Source organism: Ruegeria sp. CJ9, assembly GCF_056536625.1.
In genome coordinates, this window is the sequence record NZ_JBQFPY010000004.1 from 131102 (window position 1) to 145394 (window position 14293).

The following is a 14293-nucleotide window of genomic DNA, read 5'->3' on the forward strand; positions in this document are numbered from 1 at the left end:
GTTTTGCTTATTGGTTGGCCTCGCACAGGCTCGGCAATTTGAACCTGTACCGTGCCTCTCCGCTGTTTACGTAGACACGTTTTTCGACACAGGCTGTGGTGCCTACTGTTCGTGCGACATGCTCTTTGGGTTCGTTGATGGAGGTGGCCGACCCATCCGGCAATTGAATCGAGGCTATGACACCGTTCTTCAAGTCACCGTTCACGGGGGTTGCCGACAGAACCGAAACGGTCAGGTACGAGTCATGTTCGTGCGCGCCGTTGTCATTGAAAACCAGCAATGCGGTAGCAATTGAGATGGTGCCGACGATTGCAACCGCCAACAAACCCCATGTCTTCAAAAAAGCATAGATCGATACGGCGTGGTGCGGGCCAAAGATTTTGGACAGGATGGTCAGCATGGAATCCCTGCGGGAAAAAAGCCCCTGCCTGTTCGGACTGGGGCCATCTGTGCCTTAGGGGCGCAGATCGTCTTCGTCTTCATCCTCGGCCCCGCCTTTGGGCAGGTTGAAGAAGCTGTCGGCGTCGATGACCGGCTCTTCTTCTTTCTCTTCCACAGGCTCGTCAGACAGCGAGAAGGTTTCCAGACCTTCGATGGCGGTTGGGATCTTGGGTGCTGCGTCCATTTCCAGCGATTGTTCGGTCGAAACCAGCTTGCGGCGTTCGTCATCGCTCATGACGCCACCTTCGGCTGCCTTCTTGGCTGCGGCTTTCTGAACGATGGCGTCCAGCTCGGATTGCTTGCACAAGCCCAGCGCAACCGGGTCGATCGGTTGCATGTTCGAAATGTTCCAGTGGGTACGCTCGCGGATCGACTGAATGGTTGGCTTGGTGGTGCCCACCAGCTTGGCGATCTGACCGTCGCTAAGTTCGGGATGGAATTTGACCAGCCAAAGGATCGAGTTCGGACGGTCCTGCCGTTTGGACAGCGGGGTATAGCGCGGACCACGACGTTTTTCTTCACCGCTAGCAGCTGGGTTGAACTTGAGCTTCAGCTTATGCAGCGGGTTGCCCTGCGCCGAGTCGATCTCATCCTGGGTCAGCTGGTTGTTGGCGATGGGGTCGAACCCTTTCACGCCCGCGGCCACGTCGCCATCGGCGATGCCTTGCACTTCCAACTCGTGCATGCCCACGAAATCCGCGATCTGCTTGAAGCTGATCGTGGTGTTGTCCACCAGCCATACGGCTGTTGCCTTGGCCATAAGCGGTTTTGCCATCAGCCCGTCTCCTATAAATACATCTGTCCCGTCGCCGGAATTCGGCGGCCCCGAAGCTTTGGGGCAGGTTTCCGTTGTCGGGGAACTCGGGGCCTATATAGTCGCGGCAAGGCAAGAAGGGAAGAGGCGAATGCGCTGGGTGATTTTGTGGGTCTTGAGCGCGGTCGCCGCACTGGCAGACGGAGAGAAAGCCGGTCAATTCGACTATTACGTCCTGTCGCTAAGTTGGTCGCCCAACTGGTGCGCCCGCGAAGGCGATGCGCGCGGGTCGGACCAATGCGATGCGCGCCATGATCACGGTTGGATATTGCATGGGTTGTGGCCGCAATATCACCAGGGTTGGCCAGCGTTCTGTCGCACGGCTGAGGCACCGCCAACGCGCCGCATGACACGCGAAATGACGGATATTCAGGGCTCTTCGGGTTTGGCGTGGCACCAGTGGAAAAAGCACGGAACCTGTTCGGGGCTGTCCGCGCCGGACTATTTCGCGCTGTCTCGGCAGGCTTATGACGGAGTCGTGCGTCCGCAAGTGTTCCGTCAATTGGAGACATCGGTCAAGTTACCCGCCTCGGTGGTCGAAGAGGCGTTTTTGAAGGCCAATCCCGGTTTAGAGCGGGACATGATCACAATCACCTGCAAGCAGGGCTATATTGAAGAGGTCCGTCTGTGCCTGTCGCGCGACCTTAATCCGGTGCCTTGTGGTCGCGACGTTATCCGCGATTGCACAGCCAAAGACGCGCTGTTCGATCCGATTCGTTAGAGCTTCCGGTTCTGGCAGTCGCGGGCATAGTCCAGCGCTTTGGCGGTGCCCTTGAGATCAATTGCCATCACCACTTCGCCTGCCGGGTTATAGACGGTCATGGTTTTGTTCTGCGCGATGGCGTTAACGAAACTGCGGTCGGTGAAGAACACTGTCGCGCCCGGCACGTCACGCTGATTGAAGCCGATGGCAGTGGCATCAAAGCTTTTACCATCGAGTTCGAAGCGGATTGGGTAACTCTTACCCTGCTCAATATCGCCCCAGGCCTTGTTGTAGACGGCGAAATACCCGCGATTGTCCAACGCGTCATAGCCGATACGCACCACCGAGAGGTCTTGATAGATCGTCTGGATCAGACACCCATTGCCCAGCGCGGGGTCCATCATGATGTTCCAGCCTTCGACAAAGCCTTTGTCGATGAGTTCCTGCGACCAAGCTGCAGTTGCGGTGAGGGCGGCGATTGTGAGGGCGAGAAGGCGGGTCATCAAACAACTCTCAAACTAATAGGGTTCTATTGACGTTATTAATTTTTTATTGAATTACAAAGGTATAACTTCTTTGTAAGAAATTACAGTGACTTGGAGCCGATGAAGCTGTTGCTCACCGCGCTATTCAGCGTTTTCGCATACTCTATGACTTCTCTATTCCTGTTCGGAGGTGTTTTTCAGCCAATAGCATTTATTACGATTTGGAACGGTCGATTGGGTGCCCCATTTTGGTTGGCTTTTGTGTTTCTCGGCGGTTTTTTTGGTTTTTTTGTTGGTGCGTTCTTAAGTAAGCTTGGTTTCAAGTCCCAAGTGACCCTGCCGGTGTTTATTGTCATGGCTATGAGCCTTTCAGGCGTGTTTGTCGGGTCGTATACAAGCTTTCTACGTGCCCGAGAAATCAATGCCTTCGGTACGGACGTAGAGTTTAGGAATTCGTTCTTTCAAACGCTTCGAAATGCGCCAAGAGAGTTTCAGTTCTATTTACATGCAGCAGCCCTAAAAGACTGCGTTCCATATGCTTGGAGTTATCGGAGCATGTCATTTTACCAACTGCCGAACAACGTCGCGGTCAATGTTCTGCCGTATGAATGGTTGGTGCAATGCAATATCACCAGAAATAAGCTTGAGCACTTGTCAAACGGAACACCTGACAAGATCAAAGCTCTTTCCGCGCCCTCAACGCAGCCGTGATCGTCCCGTCATCCAGATAATCCAGCTCTCCGCCAATCGGCACGCCTTGCGCCAGCGAGGTCAGGCGGACCTGTCCTTCCAACTGATCGGCAATATAATGCGCGGTAGTCTGACCGTCGACGGTGGCGTTCAGGGCGAGGATGATCTCGGTGATCCCTTCGGCTGTCACGCGGTCCTTGAGGCGAGGAATGCGAAGTTCGTCCGGGCCGACCCCGTCCAGCGCCGACAATGTGCCGCCCAGAACGTGATAGCGGCCTTTGAAGACCCCGGCGCGTTCCATTGCCCACAGGTCGGCCACGTCTTCGACCACGCATAGCTCTCCGGTCGCGCGGTCCTCGCTGTCGCAGATGTCACAGATATCGGTGGTGCCGACGTTGCCGCAGTTCAGGCATTCGCGGGCGGTGATGGCAACCTGCTGCATGGCGTCCGACAGGGGTGTCAGCAGCAGGGCGCGCTTGCGGATCAGATGCAACACCGCGCGGCGGGCCGAGCGGGGGCCGAGGCCCGGCAGCTTGGCCATCAGATCAATCAGGTTGTCGATATCGCTGTTCGAACTCACCGAGGGTGCTCCTGCAAAGGGGCCGGGCAGGGGCGCCCGGCCGATGATCCGTCAGGAGGGGGTATCAGAACGGCAGCTTGATGTCTGCGGGCAGGCCCATGCTTTCGGTCAGCTTCGCCATTTCGGCCTGTGCGCGTTCAGTCGCTTTGGTTTGTGCGTCCTTGATGGCGGCCAGGATCAGGTCCTCGACCACTTCCTTGTCGTCGCCGTTAAAGATCGATGGGTCGATGTCCAGACCTTTCAGCTCACCTTTTGCGGTGGCGGTGGCCTTCACCAGTCCTGCACCGGATTCGCCAACGACCATCATGTTGTTCAGCTCTTCCTGCATGTCGGTCATCTTGGCCTGCAAGTCCTGCGCGGATTTCATCATCTTGGCCATGTCGCCCAGACCGCCGAGTCCTTTGAGCATCGGTATTCTCCTGTGTATCGCTTTGTCGCCTAAATACGGGCGGTACCCGTGTGGCACAAGGGGGTGGGGTTGCTCCCGCCCGTCGTCAAGGTCTTTGAAAGACCTTTCCTCCCGTTGGGCCCGTGGCGGGTGCGGGAGGATTTCGGGGGTGTGTGTTGAAGTGGCTCAGTCTTCCTCGAACGGGTCCCATTCGTCTTCGACCTCGGGCAGGGCTTCGGTTTCGACCTTGGCCGCGCGTTGCTCTGGCGTTTCGATGCTTTTGATCCGCGCCTTCGGGAACTGGGCCAGAACCGCCTGCACCAGCGGGTGTTCGCGGGCTTCTGCCTTCAATGCTTCCTCAGCCGCGTTTTCCTTTTCATAGATCGTCTCGCCGCCGCCTTCGTTGACGACAGTGACTGCCCAGCGGTTACCGGTCCATCGCTGCAGGGCGGTTCCTAGACGTTGCGCCAACTGGGCCGAGGCACGCTGGGTCGGTTGGAATTCGATACGCCCGGGTTGATAGGCTGCAAGCCGCAAAGACCGCTTCACCTCATCCAGAAGCACGCCGTCCCGGTTTGCGCGGATCAGTTCGACCACATGATCGAAGGTCGGATAACGTGCCAGGGCGGCCTGCACATCCTGCGCCAACGCCGCGCTGGGAGCGCCGCCGCCCCCACCATGGGCGGGAGCTGAATAAGAAGATGCCACCGGCGCTTGCGTCTGAACCGCGGCATGTGATGGCACCGGTATCCCGCCACCGGGTCCGCCATTTGGCGGTGGGGGCGTGTCTTGCAGACGTTTGATCAACTCTTCCGGGCTGGGCAGGTCTGCCACATGGGTCAGTCGGATCACTGCCATTTCAGCTGCCATCATGGCATTTGGGGCCGCCGAGACCTCTTCGAGCGCTTTAAGCAACATCTGCCACATCCTGGTCAGGACGCGCATCGGCAGGGCTTCGGCCATTTGTTGACCACGCGCGCGCTCGTCCGGCGAAACGGTGGGATCATTGGCTGCGTCTGGCGTGATTTTAACCACAGAGACCCAATGGGTGATCTCGGCCAGATCGCGTAGCACGGCCAGCGGATCGGCTCCTTCGGCATATTGCCCGCCCAACTCGGTCAGCGCGCCTGCAGCGTCCCCGCGCAGGATCATGTCCATCAGGTCCAGTACCCGACCGCGATCAGCCAGGCCCAGCATCGCGCGGACCTGATCGGCGCTGGTTTCACCCGCACCGTGCGAGATCGCCTGATCCAGCAGCGAGGTCGCGTCCCGGGCCGAACCCTCGGCTGCACGGGTGATCAGCGCCAGCGCGTCATCCGCGATCTGAGCGTTTTCCGCCGCCGCAATCTTGCCGAGCAGGCTGATCATGTCCTCGGGTTCGATCCGGCGCAGGTCGAACCGTTGGCAGCGCGACAGAACCGTCACTGGCACTTTACGAATCTCGGTGGTGGCAAAGATGAACTTCACATGCTCGGGCGGTTCTTCAAGCGTCTTGAGCAGCGCGTTGAACGCGCTGGTCGACAGCATGTGGACCTCGTCGATGATATAGATTTTATAGCGCGCGCTGGCGGCGCGATAGCGGACACTGTCGATGATCTCGCGGATATCGTTCACACCAGTACGGCTGGCGGCGTCCATCTCCATCACGTCAACGTGGCGGCCTTCCATAATGGCCACGCAATGTTCGCATTGGCCGCAGGGCTCGGTCGTTGGTTTGCCGTCACCATCGGGGCCGATGCAGTTCATGCCCTTGGCGATGATCCGTGCCGTGGTGGTTTTGCCGGTGCCGCGAATGCCGGTCATGATGAAAGCCTGCGCGATCCGGTCGGCCTCGAACGCATTTTTCAGCGTGCGCACCATTGCGTCCTGACCGACGAGATCGGCAAAGGTTTCCGGGCGGTATTTGCGGGCAAGAACCTGATAGGCGGGGCTGGGCGTGTCGTTCATATCTGCTCTGTCGGATTCGGGTTCCGATGCAGCGTAGAGACCCCTGCCGCCCGCGTCCACAGCAGGCTTGGGTGAATTTCGGTTTGCAGCACAATTTGCACGCCTTAGAAGCGAGTATTAGGGAGGGTCCGTAGTGAGCCAGTTCGCACTTCATTCAGTTCAGATTGGAAACGGCACCGTAACCTTGTCACCTCTTCCGGGGCGCGGTGGCGGGTATACGCGGGACTTGGGAACGATCCGCGACTGGCAGCCGGATCTTGTGATCTCGATGACCACCGAGGTCGAAATGCTGCAAGAGGGCGCAGGTATGCTTGGCGAAGACCTGCACGCACTCAATATCAAATGGGTGCATCTGCCGGTTGCGGATTTCGGTACGCCGCCTCCTGAGGTTGACGCGGCGTGGGGCAGTGTCAGCCCTGCGGCGACTGATATCCTGTCCCGCGGGGGGCGGGTGCTGGTGCATTGCCGGGGCGGCTGTGGCCGGTCCGGGATGATCGTGCTGCGCCTTATGGTCGAGCATGGTGAAGACCCCGAGACAGCGTTGACCCGTTTGCGGGCGGTGCGGTCCTGCGCCGTCGAGACCGGCGGCCAGATGGAATGGGCCGCCCTTGGGCGGACGCGCGACTAGATCAGAGCGCCACCTGTCGTTCTGCCTGTGCCACCGGGTTGGGCGGGATCGCTGTGACCTCAAGCATGGCGCAGGGTGGGGTGGTTAGCATGCCTGCGGGGCGCATGGTCACATCCGGGCCGAACATCATATCTGCGAAAACATCCAGCGACTCGAGGGGCGCATCCTCGCTTGTTCCACAAAAGACCCGGATCAGGTCTTTTTGAGCGCGAAACCGTGCGCTGCATCCTTGCGTGCAATACGCCAGCTCAGAGCTGCCGTCGAACTCAAAATCAGGCGTCGTCGCCGGAACGGCAGCATCCATCGCCTGCACGATCGCGCGCGCCATCTGTGCCAGCGCCGGACAGGTTTTTCCTGTGCGTTGGCAAACGGTTGCGGTAAATTGGTGTGTCTTTGTCTTCCAGATCATATTGCGCCCTCCGCGCGTGGAACGGGGGTGTGGATCAGGTGTGACAGCGTGCTGACGACCTGCCCGGACACCCCGCCCGAGTTTCGGTTTCTTGTTCGATGGCAGGTCTCCTGACTTGCGGGTCGTTGCGTTGCCGACCTTCCCAGCCTTGCGGCCAGTGGTGTTTCGGCATTGCTCACCGCTTACAGTTGCGGGGGCAGTCGCGGCCTTGGTTCGTTCCGGTATTCCGGGCAGAACCGCACCGTGTTCCCTTTTCATCCCGCCCCGGAGACCGGGGACGAGAACCATCATCCAATCGCTAGCGGGTAGGGGTGACCTGAGTCAAGCCGCCTTTTGGTGGGGCAAAGTGGACGCGTGGTCATGCGGAAACAGGATTGACTTAGGGTGGCAAAAGATGCCGTTTGGGGTGGTGAACTAATCGGTTCAGATTGAGGGCGCCATGCTGGATACCGCACAAGCTGTTTTAACCGAGGATTTTCAGTTTCCTTCTGGTTCGACCCAACTGTCGGCTCGGCTGTACCTGCCGGTAGCCGAACCTGGGATCGCAGTGGTGATCCACAGCGCCACCGGAGTGCCGCGCGACTATTATCAGCACTTCGCACGCTGGTTGGCTGCGGAACATGGCATTGCCTGTCTGACCTATGATTACAGCGATTTCGGTCATTCGCAGAGCAGGCCATTGAAGTCAGCTCAGGCCACGATGGCGGATTGGGCGCTGATCGACATGCCTGCGGCTCGGGCCGAGATGCGCAGGCGATACCCCGACGCGCAGCACTGGAGCATCGGCCATTCCGTCGGCGGTATGCTGGGGCCGATTCAGCCCGATATTGATCAGATCGACCGCATGATCTGCGTCTGCGCCGGGCCGGTGACTGTGTCGGACCATCCCTGGCCTTATCGGGCGTTGGCTTTGCTGTTTTGGTACGGACACGCGCCCCTGGCCGTAAAAGCGCTGGGTTACCTGCCGGGCAAGGCACTGGGATTCGGATCGAACCTGCCTGCCAGCGTCTATTGGCAGTGGCGCCGCTGGTGCACTGGGCCGCGCAACTACCTGCCCGAAATCGGCGTGTCCTTGCCCGAGGCCCGCTGGGCACAGTCAGACACACCAGTGGATCTGTTCAGCTTTGAGGATGACGATCTGGTGCCAAAGAACGCGGTCTGGCGGCTGGCTGATCTGTACGGGTCCAACGCACGCCGCCATTTGTTGTCTCCGGCCGAGTTCGGACTGTCCGAGGTTGGCCATATCGGTGCCTTTGCCCGGCGCAATTCGGCTGTCTGGCCACGGTTGATTGCCTAGGCCTGTTCGCAACAATTCAATGTCGGGAGTTTAAGTGAGAGGTTGGACATCGACCCAAGCGGGGCTCGTTGTGGCTGCTTCCTTCCGGACCTGACCAGGTTGGCGAGGCGCTCGCCCGCGCCAACCTCTCGGGGTCTGATATAGGCAACGGGCGCAGGAAACACAACCCGTCAGAGCGTCAAACGGATCAGCAAAAAGCCCTCATCGTCTTCTCCGACGACGTGGGGGTCATATTCTTCAAGCTCGGCAATGTGAGTTTGTGCCTTCGGACCGGTTCTAAATAGCGCAGTCGCGCCCTGCATCGAGGCAAAGCCAAAAGGATAGGACGCATATTGCAAGGGATCTTGCGGCAGTGCGCCGGACAGATAGTCCTGCAAGACGCGCTGAACAGGCAGGTTCGGCAGCGCGATGGGCTCGGCCTGATCAACAAAGGGAAAGTGACCCCCGCCATTGGCACGGTAATTGTTCAGTGCGACGACGAACCGTTGATCGGCGGCCATCGGTTGGCCGTCAAAGCGAATGTTGCGAATGCGCCGGTTGACGGGGTCGATCAAGTGACCGCCAGCGTCGAACCGAGCCGGTTGAGAGAGATCAAATTGATAAGTAAGCCCCTGTATAATATCAAAATTATGCCCCGCCCTGTTGATGTCGACCAATGTGGTCTGATGTCCCGGCGTAATCTGGTTGAACACGCCTGCAGACATCTCAAGCCAGTCGCTGATCTGCTCTCCGGTGACAACTACCGCCTGCAGCTCATTGGGAAACGCATACATGTCGTTGACATGGCGCAGGCATATCTGGCCGGGCGGGACGTCGGTGAAAAACCGGGGGCCGGCACGCCCCCCGAACTTTGAAGGCGCGGTTGCGGACAGAACAGGAAAATCCGCAAATGACGTGTCCTGCAGATAGGGCCGCAGGGCTGCTGCCTGGGCCGCGGCGGTCAGAACCAAACCTCTGTCCGGGGCGCAAAAACTGAAATAGCTGTGCAAATGCTTATCGGTCTGGCCAACGGGTTGCGCCGTGCGCCGCCGAGTTTCCGAATGGCCCCGGGCGAAAAGGCGCGCCAAAACAGGGTCTTCCTGGATAGGCTTGGGTGAGCCGTCGGGTTTGGTTGGGCATATCGACCGCAGACTGACGCGATGATCCTGAACGGTCCAATGGCCATTTCCCGCCCTGTCCAATGTCAGGTCGATCACCCCCAGAAATGACCCGGACGCACCGGGCATGACCACCGGCTTTCCGTGAACCAGACCCCGATTTGCATCGACGTGCTCAATCCCGTCATGTGTGTTTCCGGGCAGTGTCAGATGTGAATGCCCGGCAATCAGCGCATCAATTCCTTCGATACCGGCCAGCGGGATGACGGCATTTTCCAAACCCGTTTCCGGTTCGGTCGACCCTATCCCTGTATGCGCCAATGCAAGGATCAAATCGCAACCCTGCGCTTTCAGATTCGTCACTTTTTGTGCGGCGCAAGTCAGGATATCTTCGATGACGACCTTGCCTTGCAGCAGGTGTGCTTCCCATTTGGCTGTCTGCGGTGGCAGGACTGAGAACGCACCAATTTTCAGCGTAACATGTTGATCATAAAATTTTATTTCTCGATTCAAAATCGCATGATCTTGCCAGCAGGAGGGGGCGTCTTGTCGGTATGCATTGCTGCAAATCACCGGGCACGCAGCATCTGCAATCACACGGCCCAGCGTTTCCAGTCCAAAGCCGAAATCATGATTTCCGAGCCCGATTGCGTCATAACCCAGCTCGGAAAATGCCTGCATCAGGATGTGTGGTGCGTTTTCGGATTGAACCGCCCATTCCCCCAGTGGCGTGCCTTGCAGTGAATCTCCGTTGTCGCACAGAACCACCAGAGCACCCTGCGCTTCGGCCTCGGACCTGGCTGCGCGGATCAGGCTGGCGGTGCGGGTAAAGCCGATTGAGGGGTCGGGGGTGTCCGAATAATAATCGAAGCCGCATAGATTCATATGCAGATCGGATGTTGCCAGAACCCGTATCTTCAGTGGTGCGCGGGACGGGATAAGGGGATGTGTCAAATTTCTACTTCTGGCGGTTATATGTTAATCATTTTCTCCAAAAAGTATAATAAATGCAACTTGCATAGCGTGTTTTTAGTCAATTGACGACTTCAAGTTTTCGGGTGGTGCGAATTGGCATTGCAACATTGGCATTGCAACAAAAGGGCAGCCGTGGCAGCCCTGTGCCGACGACCCAAGGGAAATCCTATGAAACACGCGGAACTGGTGACATTTGGCAGCTCGGGCCTTGATCGCGCGGCGCATATTCGAGGGAATGCAGACCATTTGGCGCAGGTGCGCGCGCATCCGCAAGCGACCTGCCTGTTGCTGTGGCGTGGTAAGCCGCTGGTTCAGGGGGAAGCACTGGACCGCCTGGGGTTGATTCCCATGACCCACGGACTGGTACAAAACGGCCCGGGCGGTAGTATTAAAGAACCTGTATTTCTGGGACTTTCAGACGGTGATCCGGTTTTTGCGCTGGATATCTCGGGCTGGTCCCCCGAGGGGCTGGACATGTCGCAGGTCGGTGCCTTTATCGACCCGTCGGAACAGCAGCACCCGGACCTGCCAACAGCCCATGTCTTTGCTGAGTTGCGCCGGATCATGACCCGACTGTCTGCCCGCGATGCGGAATTGGCTGCGGCCGCCAAGGCCGTTATTGGCTGGCACGAAACGCATCGGTTCTGTGCCCGTTGTGGCGCACCCAGCGAAGTATCCCAAGCTGGATGGCAGCGCAGTTGCGCCGAATGCGGTGGGCAGCATTTTCCGCGCACCGATCCGGTGGTCATTATGCTGATCACCCATGGGGATTCGGTTTTGATGGGGCGATCACCGGGCTGGCCCGAAGGGATGTATTCCCTGCTGGCTGGATTTGTCGAACCCGGAGAAACGCTTGAGGCAGCGGTTCGACGTGAGGTGATGGAAGAGGCAGGCGTGCCGGTTGGCCCGGTCAGCTATCTATCCAGCCAACCCTGGCCATTCCCGGCCTCGCTGATGTTTGGTTGCGCGGGTGAGGCGTTGTCGCGCGAGATCACCATTGATCCGGTGGAAATCGAAGATGCAATGTGGGTCAGCAAGCCCGAGATGATGCAGGCCTTTGCCGGGGAACACCCGGTCCTGCTGCCAGCTCGCAAGGGGGCCATTGCGCATTTCCTGCTGCAAAACTGGCTTGCGGATACGCTGGACTGACAAAATACTAGGCCAATAGACAAGAGACCCACGAACCATCATGCAGTTTACAGCACGCGAAGATATCGAAGCCCCGATCAATGCGGTGTTCGAAATGGTCGCTGACTTTGAGCGGTTCGAACGCATGGCCATGCGCCGGGGGATCGAAGTAAGGCGCATGTCGGGTCATATGGGTGTTGTGCCCGGTACGCAGTGGGAAACCGAGTTCAACCTGCGTGGCAAGCCCCGCCATGTTGCGATTGAGATGGCTGAATGCGACCCGCCTGCCTTGATGCGGTTTCAGGCAGCAAGCAAGGGCATGAACGGGACAACAACTGTCGAGTTTCTGGCCTTGTCGCAGCGCCGCACCCGCTTGAGTGTCGAGATGGCGCTGGCGGCGAAAACTCTGCCGGCCCGGTTGTTACTGCAGTCACTGAGACTGGGCCAATCGCGGTTCCGACGACAATTCCAACTGCGGCTCAGCGAGTTCGCGCGCGAGATGGAAGAACGCCATCTGCACGGTTCCTGACAGGAGGCAAATGGACAATCTGATCATCCGACAGGCCGGTTTGGACGACGTCCAAGGCATTTCAGACGTGTTGCATGAAATCACTGCTGCCGGAAAACGCACAAGACCGAGTGACCCGGGCTTTGTACTAACGAACTATGTCGGGCACCCGGATCAGTTGACATGTGTCTTGGCACTCAGCGAAACCCGAATTTTGGGGTTCCAGTCCATGAAACGGGCGGTCGCAGCCAATCCTTACGGAGTACAAGTCGGCTGGGGAATCATCGGTACCCACATTCGACCCTCGGCCGCGCGTTGCGGGGTGGGGCGGGCCTTGTTTCAGGCGACATTGAAGGTTGCCAAAGAGCAGGGCATTCCCGCCATCGACGCCACCATTGCGGCAAGTAACGCCGAAGGTTTGGCCTATTACGCCGCAATGGGGTTTATCGATTACAGATCACACGAAGGGGCTGTGTGCAAAGCCTACACAGTTGGATGAAACTAGGCGCTTACCCGCGCGAATGCGCTGCGGGGTAGACGCCCAGTACTTCGACATTGGTGGTGAAATGCTCCAACTCTTCCATGGCCAGCTGCACGTTGCGGTCTTCGGGGTGCCCGACGATATCGGCATAAAACTGGGTCGCGGTGAATGACCCGTCGACCATATAGCTTTCCAGCTTTGTCATGTTGATACCGTTGGTGGCAAAGCCGCCCATCGCTTTGTACAGCGCAGCCGGAATGTTGCGCACCTGAAACACGAAGCTGGTGATCATGCCATGCGGGCCGCGTCGGGACATGTCCGCCTGCCGCGACATAACCAGGAACCGCGTGGTGTTGTTGTCCTGATCTTCGATGTGACGGGCCAGCACGTTCAGCCCATAGATTTCGCCCGCCAGCTCACTGGCCAGTGCCGCAGAATGCAAATCACCTTGCTCCGAGACCTCACGCGCGGCGCGCGCGTTGTCGGGGCTGACGCGGCCGCGAATGTCATGTTCTTTCAGAAAGCCTGCGCATTGCGGCAGTAGAACCAAATGCGAATGCGCCTCGGTGATATCTTCAAGCGTTGCCCCGGGGACAGCTAGCAGATTGATGTGCACGCGTACGAAGGCCTCATCAATGATGTGCAGCCCACTATGGGGCAGCAGGCGGTGAATATCGGCCACCCGGCCATAGGTGGTGTTTTCGACCGGCAGCATCGCCAGATCAGCTTCGCCTGACCGAACCGATTCGATCACATCTTCGAAAGTACGGCAGGGCAGGGCCTCCATATCGGGGCGTGCATTGCGGCAGGCCTCGTGGCTATAGGCGCCTGGTTCTCCCTGAAATGCGATACGATTGCTCATTTGGTCGATTCCGTGCAACAAGTTCTACAATTGGGCGTTTAGTCGCGGTGTCTATACCTTGCCTCTTGCAAGGGGAAGCCTTAGACACCCCGCAGACAGCTGAAATGGACTCGCGATCAATGTTCGACACGATGACAGTTACCAAGGCCGCCGCAGGCCTGTTTGGCACCTTCCTGGTGCTTCTTCTGGCCAAATGGGGTGCCGAAGTTCTTTACCATGCGGATGGGCATGGCGAGACAGCCTCTTACATTATCGAAACCGAAAGCGCTGGTGAAAGCGCCGACGGTGAAGAAGTGGTCTTCGAAGATATGCTGGCCGCCGCCGATCCGGAAAAAGGCGCCCGTGTCTTCCGTAAATGCACCGCCTGCCACAAGCTGGAGGACGGCGCAAACGGTACCGGCCCCTACTTGTACGGTGTCGTAGATCGCCCGGTTGCATCAGCCAACGGCTTCACCGGCTATTCAGCCTCGATGCAGGCCCATGGCGGCAATTGGACTCCCGAAGCGCTGGATGCGTTCCTCGAGCGCCCAAGTGCTTACATCTCGGGTACTTCGATGAGCTTTGCCGGTCTGAAGAAACCGCAAGAGCGCGCCGATCTGATCGCGTATCTGCAGACCATCGGCAACTGATCCTTTGATCAAAGCATGATTTTCAAAGCCGCTGCCTCGCGCAGCGGCTTTTTTTTGCCTAAGAAAAACTTCACAAAGTGTTCACGCATTCTAAACTTGAACCTGACAGTGCTGGTCATTTAGCTGGCGCGAACAAGATAAAAGACACAACGACCCAGAGGATGAGCAAAATGATATCCAATCGACTTACTGCACAGGCGCGCTCGGTGGATATTAAGGGTTGGTCGCACG

17 protein-coding genes, 1 other RNA gene and 1 riboswitch are annotated in these 14293 nt (G+C 58.3%); of the genes, 8 read left to right on the forward strand and 10 right to left on the reverse strand.

Annotated elements, in window-relative coordinates:
- Window positions 1–7: 7 nt before the first annotated feature.
- Both ACR0AJ_RS10300 and ACR0AJ_RS10305 read right to left on the reverse strand, forming a co-directional pair.
- Window positions 8–400, reverse strand: a complete 393-nt coding sequence (locus ACR0AJ_RS10300; protein ID WP_480648737.1) for a hypothetical protein — start codon at window positions 398–400, stop codon at window positions 8–10.
- A gap of 54 nt (window positions 401–454) precedes the next feature.
- Window positions 455–1216 carry a DUF1013 domain-containing protein gene (locus ACR0AJ_RS10305; RefSeq protein WP_480638053.1) on the reverse strand — a complete coding sequence of 254 codons (762 nt, stop codon included), beginning with the start codon at window positions 1214–1216 and terminating at the stop codon, window positions 455–457.
- 130 nt (window positions 1217–1346) lie between these two features.
- Here ACR0AJ_RS10305 and ACR0AJ_RS10310 point away from each other — a divergent pair, with 130 nt between their 5' ends.
- Entirely contained in the window at window positions 1347–1976 is a 630-nt protein-coding gene (locus ACR0AJ_RS10310; protein WP_480648739.1) for a ribonuclease T2 family protein, read from the forward strand.
- On the opposite strand, the gene ACR0AJ_RS10315 is transcribed toward ACR0AJ_RS10310, so the two are convergent.
- Window positions 1973–2461 carry a hypothetical protein gene (locus tag ACR0AJ_RS10315; RefSeq protein WP_480740797.1) on the reverse strand — a complete coding sequence of 163 codons (489 nt, stop codon included), beginning with the start codon at window positions 2459–2461 and terminating at the stop codon, window positions 1973–1975. The two genes, ACR0AJ_RS10310 and ACR0AJ_RS10315, sit on opposite strands and share 4 nt — an antisense overlap.
- Before the next feature lie 102 nt (window positions 2462–2563).
- On the opposite strand from ACR0AJ_RS10315, the gene ACR0AJ_RS10320 reads away from it, so the two are divergent.
- The gene (locus ACR0AJ_RS10320) at window positions 2564–3154 is read left to right on the forward strand and encodes a hypothetical protein (RefSeq protein WP_170350999.1); all 591 of its coding nucleotides are present in this window, start codon (window positions 2564–2566) and stop codon (window positions 3152–3154) included.
- On the opposite strand, the gene recR is transcribed toward ACR0AJ_RS10320, so the two are convergent.
- The 3 genes from recR to ACR0AJ_RS10335 all read right to left on the reverse strand — a co-directional run bounded on the left by recR (window position 3120) and on the right by ACR0AJ_RS10335 (window position 6048).
- Window positions 3120–3713 (reverse strand): recombination mediator RecR, encoded by a 594-nt coding sequence (recR, locus tag ACR0AJ_RS10325; RefSeq protein WP_170350998.1) that lies wholly within the window; start codon window positions 3711–3713, stop codon window positions 3120–3122. The genes ACR0AJ_RS10320 and recR overlap by 35 nt on opposite strands.
- Before the next feature lie 64 nt (window positions 3714–3777).
- Entirely contained in the window at window positions 3778–4122 is a 345-nt protein-coding gene (locus ACR0AJ_RS10330; RefSeq protein ID WP_170350997.1) for a YbaB/EbfC family nucleoid-associated protein, read from the reverse strand.
- A gap of 165 nt (window positions 4123–4287) precedes the next feature.
- Window positions 4288–6048, reverse strand: a complete 1761-nt coding sequence (locus tag ACR0AJ_RS10335) for a DNA polymerase III subunit gamma/tau (protein ID WP_480740798.1) — start codon at window positions 6046–6048, stop codon at window positions 4288–4290.
- 133 nt (window positions 6049–6181) lie between these two features.
- Between ACR0AJ_RS10335 and ACR0AJ_RS10340 the strand changes: the two genes are divergently transcribed.
- Entirely contained in the window at window positions 6182–6676 is a 495-nt protein-coding gene (locus ACR0AJ_RS10340) for a protein-tyrosine phosphatase family protein (RefSeq protein ID WP_480740799.1), read from the forward strand.
- Window position 6677: 1 nt separating this feature from the next.
- Here the strand turns inward: ACR0AJ_RS10340 and ACR0AJ_RS10345 are convergent, their stop codons facing one another.
- A complete protein-coding gene (locus tag ACR0AJ_RS10345; protein ID WP_170350994.1) occupies window positions 6678–7085 on the reverse strand; it encodes a hypothetical protein in 408 nt (135 codons plus the stop codon).
- Window positions 7086–7168: 83 nt separating this feature from the next.
- A riboswitch (cobalamin riboswitch) is annotated at window positions 7169–7389 on the reverse strand.
- 135 nt (window positions 7390–7524) lie between these two features.
- On the opposite strand from ACR0AJ_RS10345, the gene ACR0AJ_RS10350 reads away from it, so the two are divergent.
- Window positions 7525–8382 carry an alpha/beta hydrolase family protein gene (locus ACR0AJ_RS10350; protein WP_480740801.1) on the forward strand — a complete coding sequence of 286 codons (858 nt, stop codon included), beginning with the start codon at window positions 7525–7527 and terminating at the stop codon, window positions 8380–8382.
- 32 nt (window positions 8383–8414) lie between these two features.
- On the opposite strand, the gene ffs is transcribed toward ACR0AJ_RS10350, so the two are convergent.
- Both ffs and ACR0AJ_RS10360 read right to left on the reverse strand, forming a co-directional pair.
- Window positions 8415–8513: signal recognition particle sRNA small type (ffs, locus tag ACR0AJ_RS10355), an RNA gene on the reverse strand.
- 39 nt (window positions 8514–8552) lie between these two features.
- The gene (locus tag ACR0AJ_RS10360) at window positions 8553–10433 is read right to left on the reverse strand and encodes a bifunctional 2',3'-cyclic-nucleotide 2'-phosphodiesterase/3'-nucleotidase (RefSeq protein ID WP_480740802.1); all 1881 of its coding nucleotides are present in this window, start codon (window positions 10431–10433) and stop codon (window positions 8553–8555) included.
- A 189-nt stretch (window positions 10434–10622) separates the two neighbouring features.
- Between ACR0AJ_RS10360 and nudC the strand changes: the two genes are divergently transcribed.
- The 3 genes from nudC to ACR0AJ_RS10375 are packed head-to-tail and all read left to right on the forward strand — an operon-like array spanning window position 10623 to window position 12589.
- A complete protein-coding gene (gene nudC, locus ACR0AJ_RS10365; protein WP_480740803.1) occupies window positions 10623–11603 on the forward strand; it encodes an NAD(+) diphosphatase in 981 nt (326 codons plus the stop codon).
- Window positions 11604–11643: 40 nt separating this feature from the next.
- Window positions 11644–12111, forward strand: a complete 468-nt coding sequence (locus ACR0AJ_RS10370; protein WP_170350991.1) for an SRPBCC family protein — start codon at window positions 11644–11646, stop codon at window positions 12109–12111.
- A gap of 10 nt (window positions 12112–12121) precedes the next feature.
- On the forward strand, window positions 12122–12589 hold the full coding sequence (locus ACR0AJ_RS10375) for a GNAT family N-acetyltransferase (protein WP_217360548.1): 468 nt from the start codon (window positions 12122–12124) through the stop codon (window positions 12587–12589).
- 10 nt (window positions 12590–12599) lie between these two features.
- Here ACR0AJ_RS10375 and ACR0AJ_RS10380 read toward each other — a convergent pair whose 3' ends face one another.
- A complete protein-coding gene (locus tag ACR0AJ_RS10380; protein ID WP_170350990.1) occupies window positions 12600–13433 on the reverse strand; it encodes a prephenate dehydratase in 834 nt (277 codons plus the stop codon).
- Between the two features lie 119 nt (window positions 13434–13552).
- Here ACR0AJ_RS10380 and ACR0AJ_RS10385 point away from each other — a divergent pair, with 119 nt between their 5' ends.
- The gene (locus ACR0AJ_RS10385; protein WP_170351131.1) at window positions 13553–14062 is read left to right on the forward strand and encodes a c-type cytochrome; all 510 of its coding nucleotides are present in this window, start codon (window positions 13553–13555) and stop codon (window positions 14060–14062) included.
- The last annotated feature ends 231 nt before the right edge of the window (window positions 14063–14293 follow it).

Bases quoted from the DNA above. Each gene is read 5' to 3' on its own strand.
- ACR0AJ_RS10300 (WP_480648737.1), bottom strand. From the start codon at position 400: ATGCTGACCATCCTGTCCAAAATCTTTGGCCCGCACCACGCCGTATCG.
- ACR0AJ_RS10305 (WP_480638053.1), bottom strand. From the start codon at position 1,216: ATGGCAAAACCGCTTATGGCCAAGGCAACAGCCGTATGGCTGGTGGAC.
- ACR0AJ_RS10310 (WP_480648739.1), top strand. From the start codon at position 1,347: ATGCGCTGGGTGATTTTGTGGGTCTTGAGCGCGGTCGCCGCACTGGCA.
- ACR0AJ_RS10315 (WP_480740797.1), bottom strand. From the start codon at position 2,461: ATGACCCGCCTTCTCGCCCTCACAATCGCCGCCCTCACCGCAACTGCA.
- ACR0AJ_RS10320 (WP_170350999.1), top strand. From the start codon at position 2,564: ATGAAGCTGTTGCTCACCGCGCTATTCAGCGTTTTCGCATACTCTATG.
- ACR0AJ_RS10330 (WP_170350997.1), bottom strand. From the start codon at position 4,122: ATGCTCAAAGGACTCGGCGGTCTGGGCGACATGGCCAAGATGATGAAA.
- ACR0AJ_RS10335 (WP_480740798.1), bottom strand. From the start codon at position 6,048: ATGAACGACACGCCCAGCCCCGCCTATCAGGTTCTTGCCCGCAAATAC.
- ACR0AJ_RS10345 (WP_170350994.1), bottom strand. From the start codon at position 7,085: ATGATCTGGAAGACAAAGACACACCAATTTACCGCAACCGTTTGCCAA.
- ACR0AJ_RS10350 (WP_480740801.1), top strand. From the start codon at position 7,525: ATGCTGGATACCGCACAAGCTGTTTTAACCGAGGATTTTCAGTTTCCT.
- nudC (WP_480740803.1), top strand. From the start codon at position 10,623: ATGAAACACGCGGAACTGGTGACATTTGGCAGCTCGGGCCTTGATCGC.
- ACR0AJ_RS10370 (WP_170350991.1), top strand. From the start codon at position 11,644: ATGCAGTTTACAGCACGCGAAGATATCGAAGCCCCGATCAATGCGGTG.
- ACR0AJ_RS10375 (WP_217360548.1), top strand. From the start codon at position 12,122: ATGGACAATCTGATCATCCGACAGGCCGGTTTGGACGACGTCCAAGGC.
- ACR0AJ_RS10380 (WP_170350990.1), bottom strand. From the start codon at position 13,433: ATGAGCAATCGTATCGCATTTCAGGGAGAACCAGGCGCCTATAGCCAC.
- ACR0AJ_RS10385 (WP_170351131.1), top strand. From the start codon at position 13,553: ATGTTCGACACGATGACAGTTACCAAGGCCGCCGCAGGCCTGTTTGGC.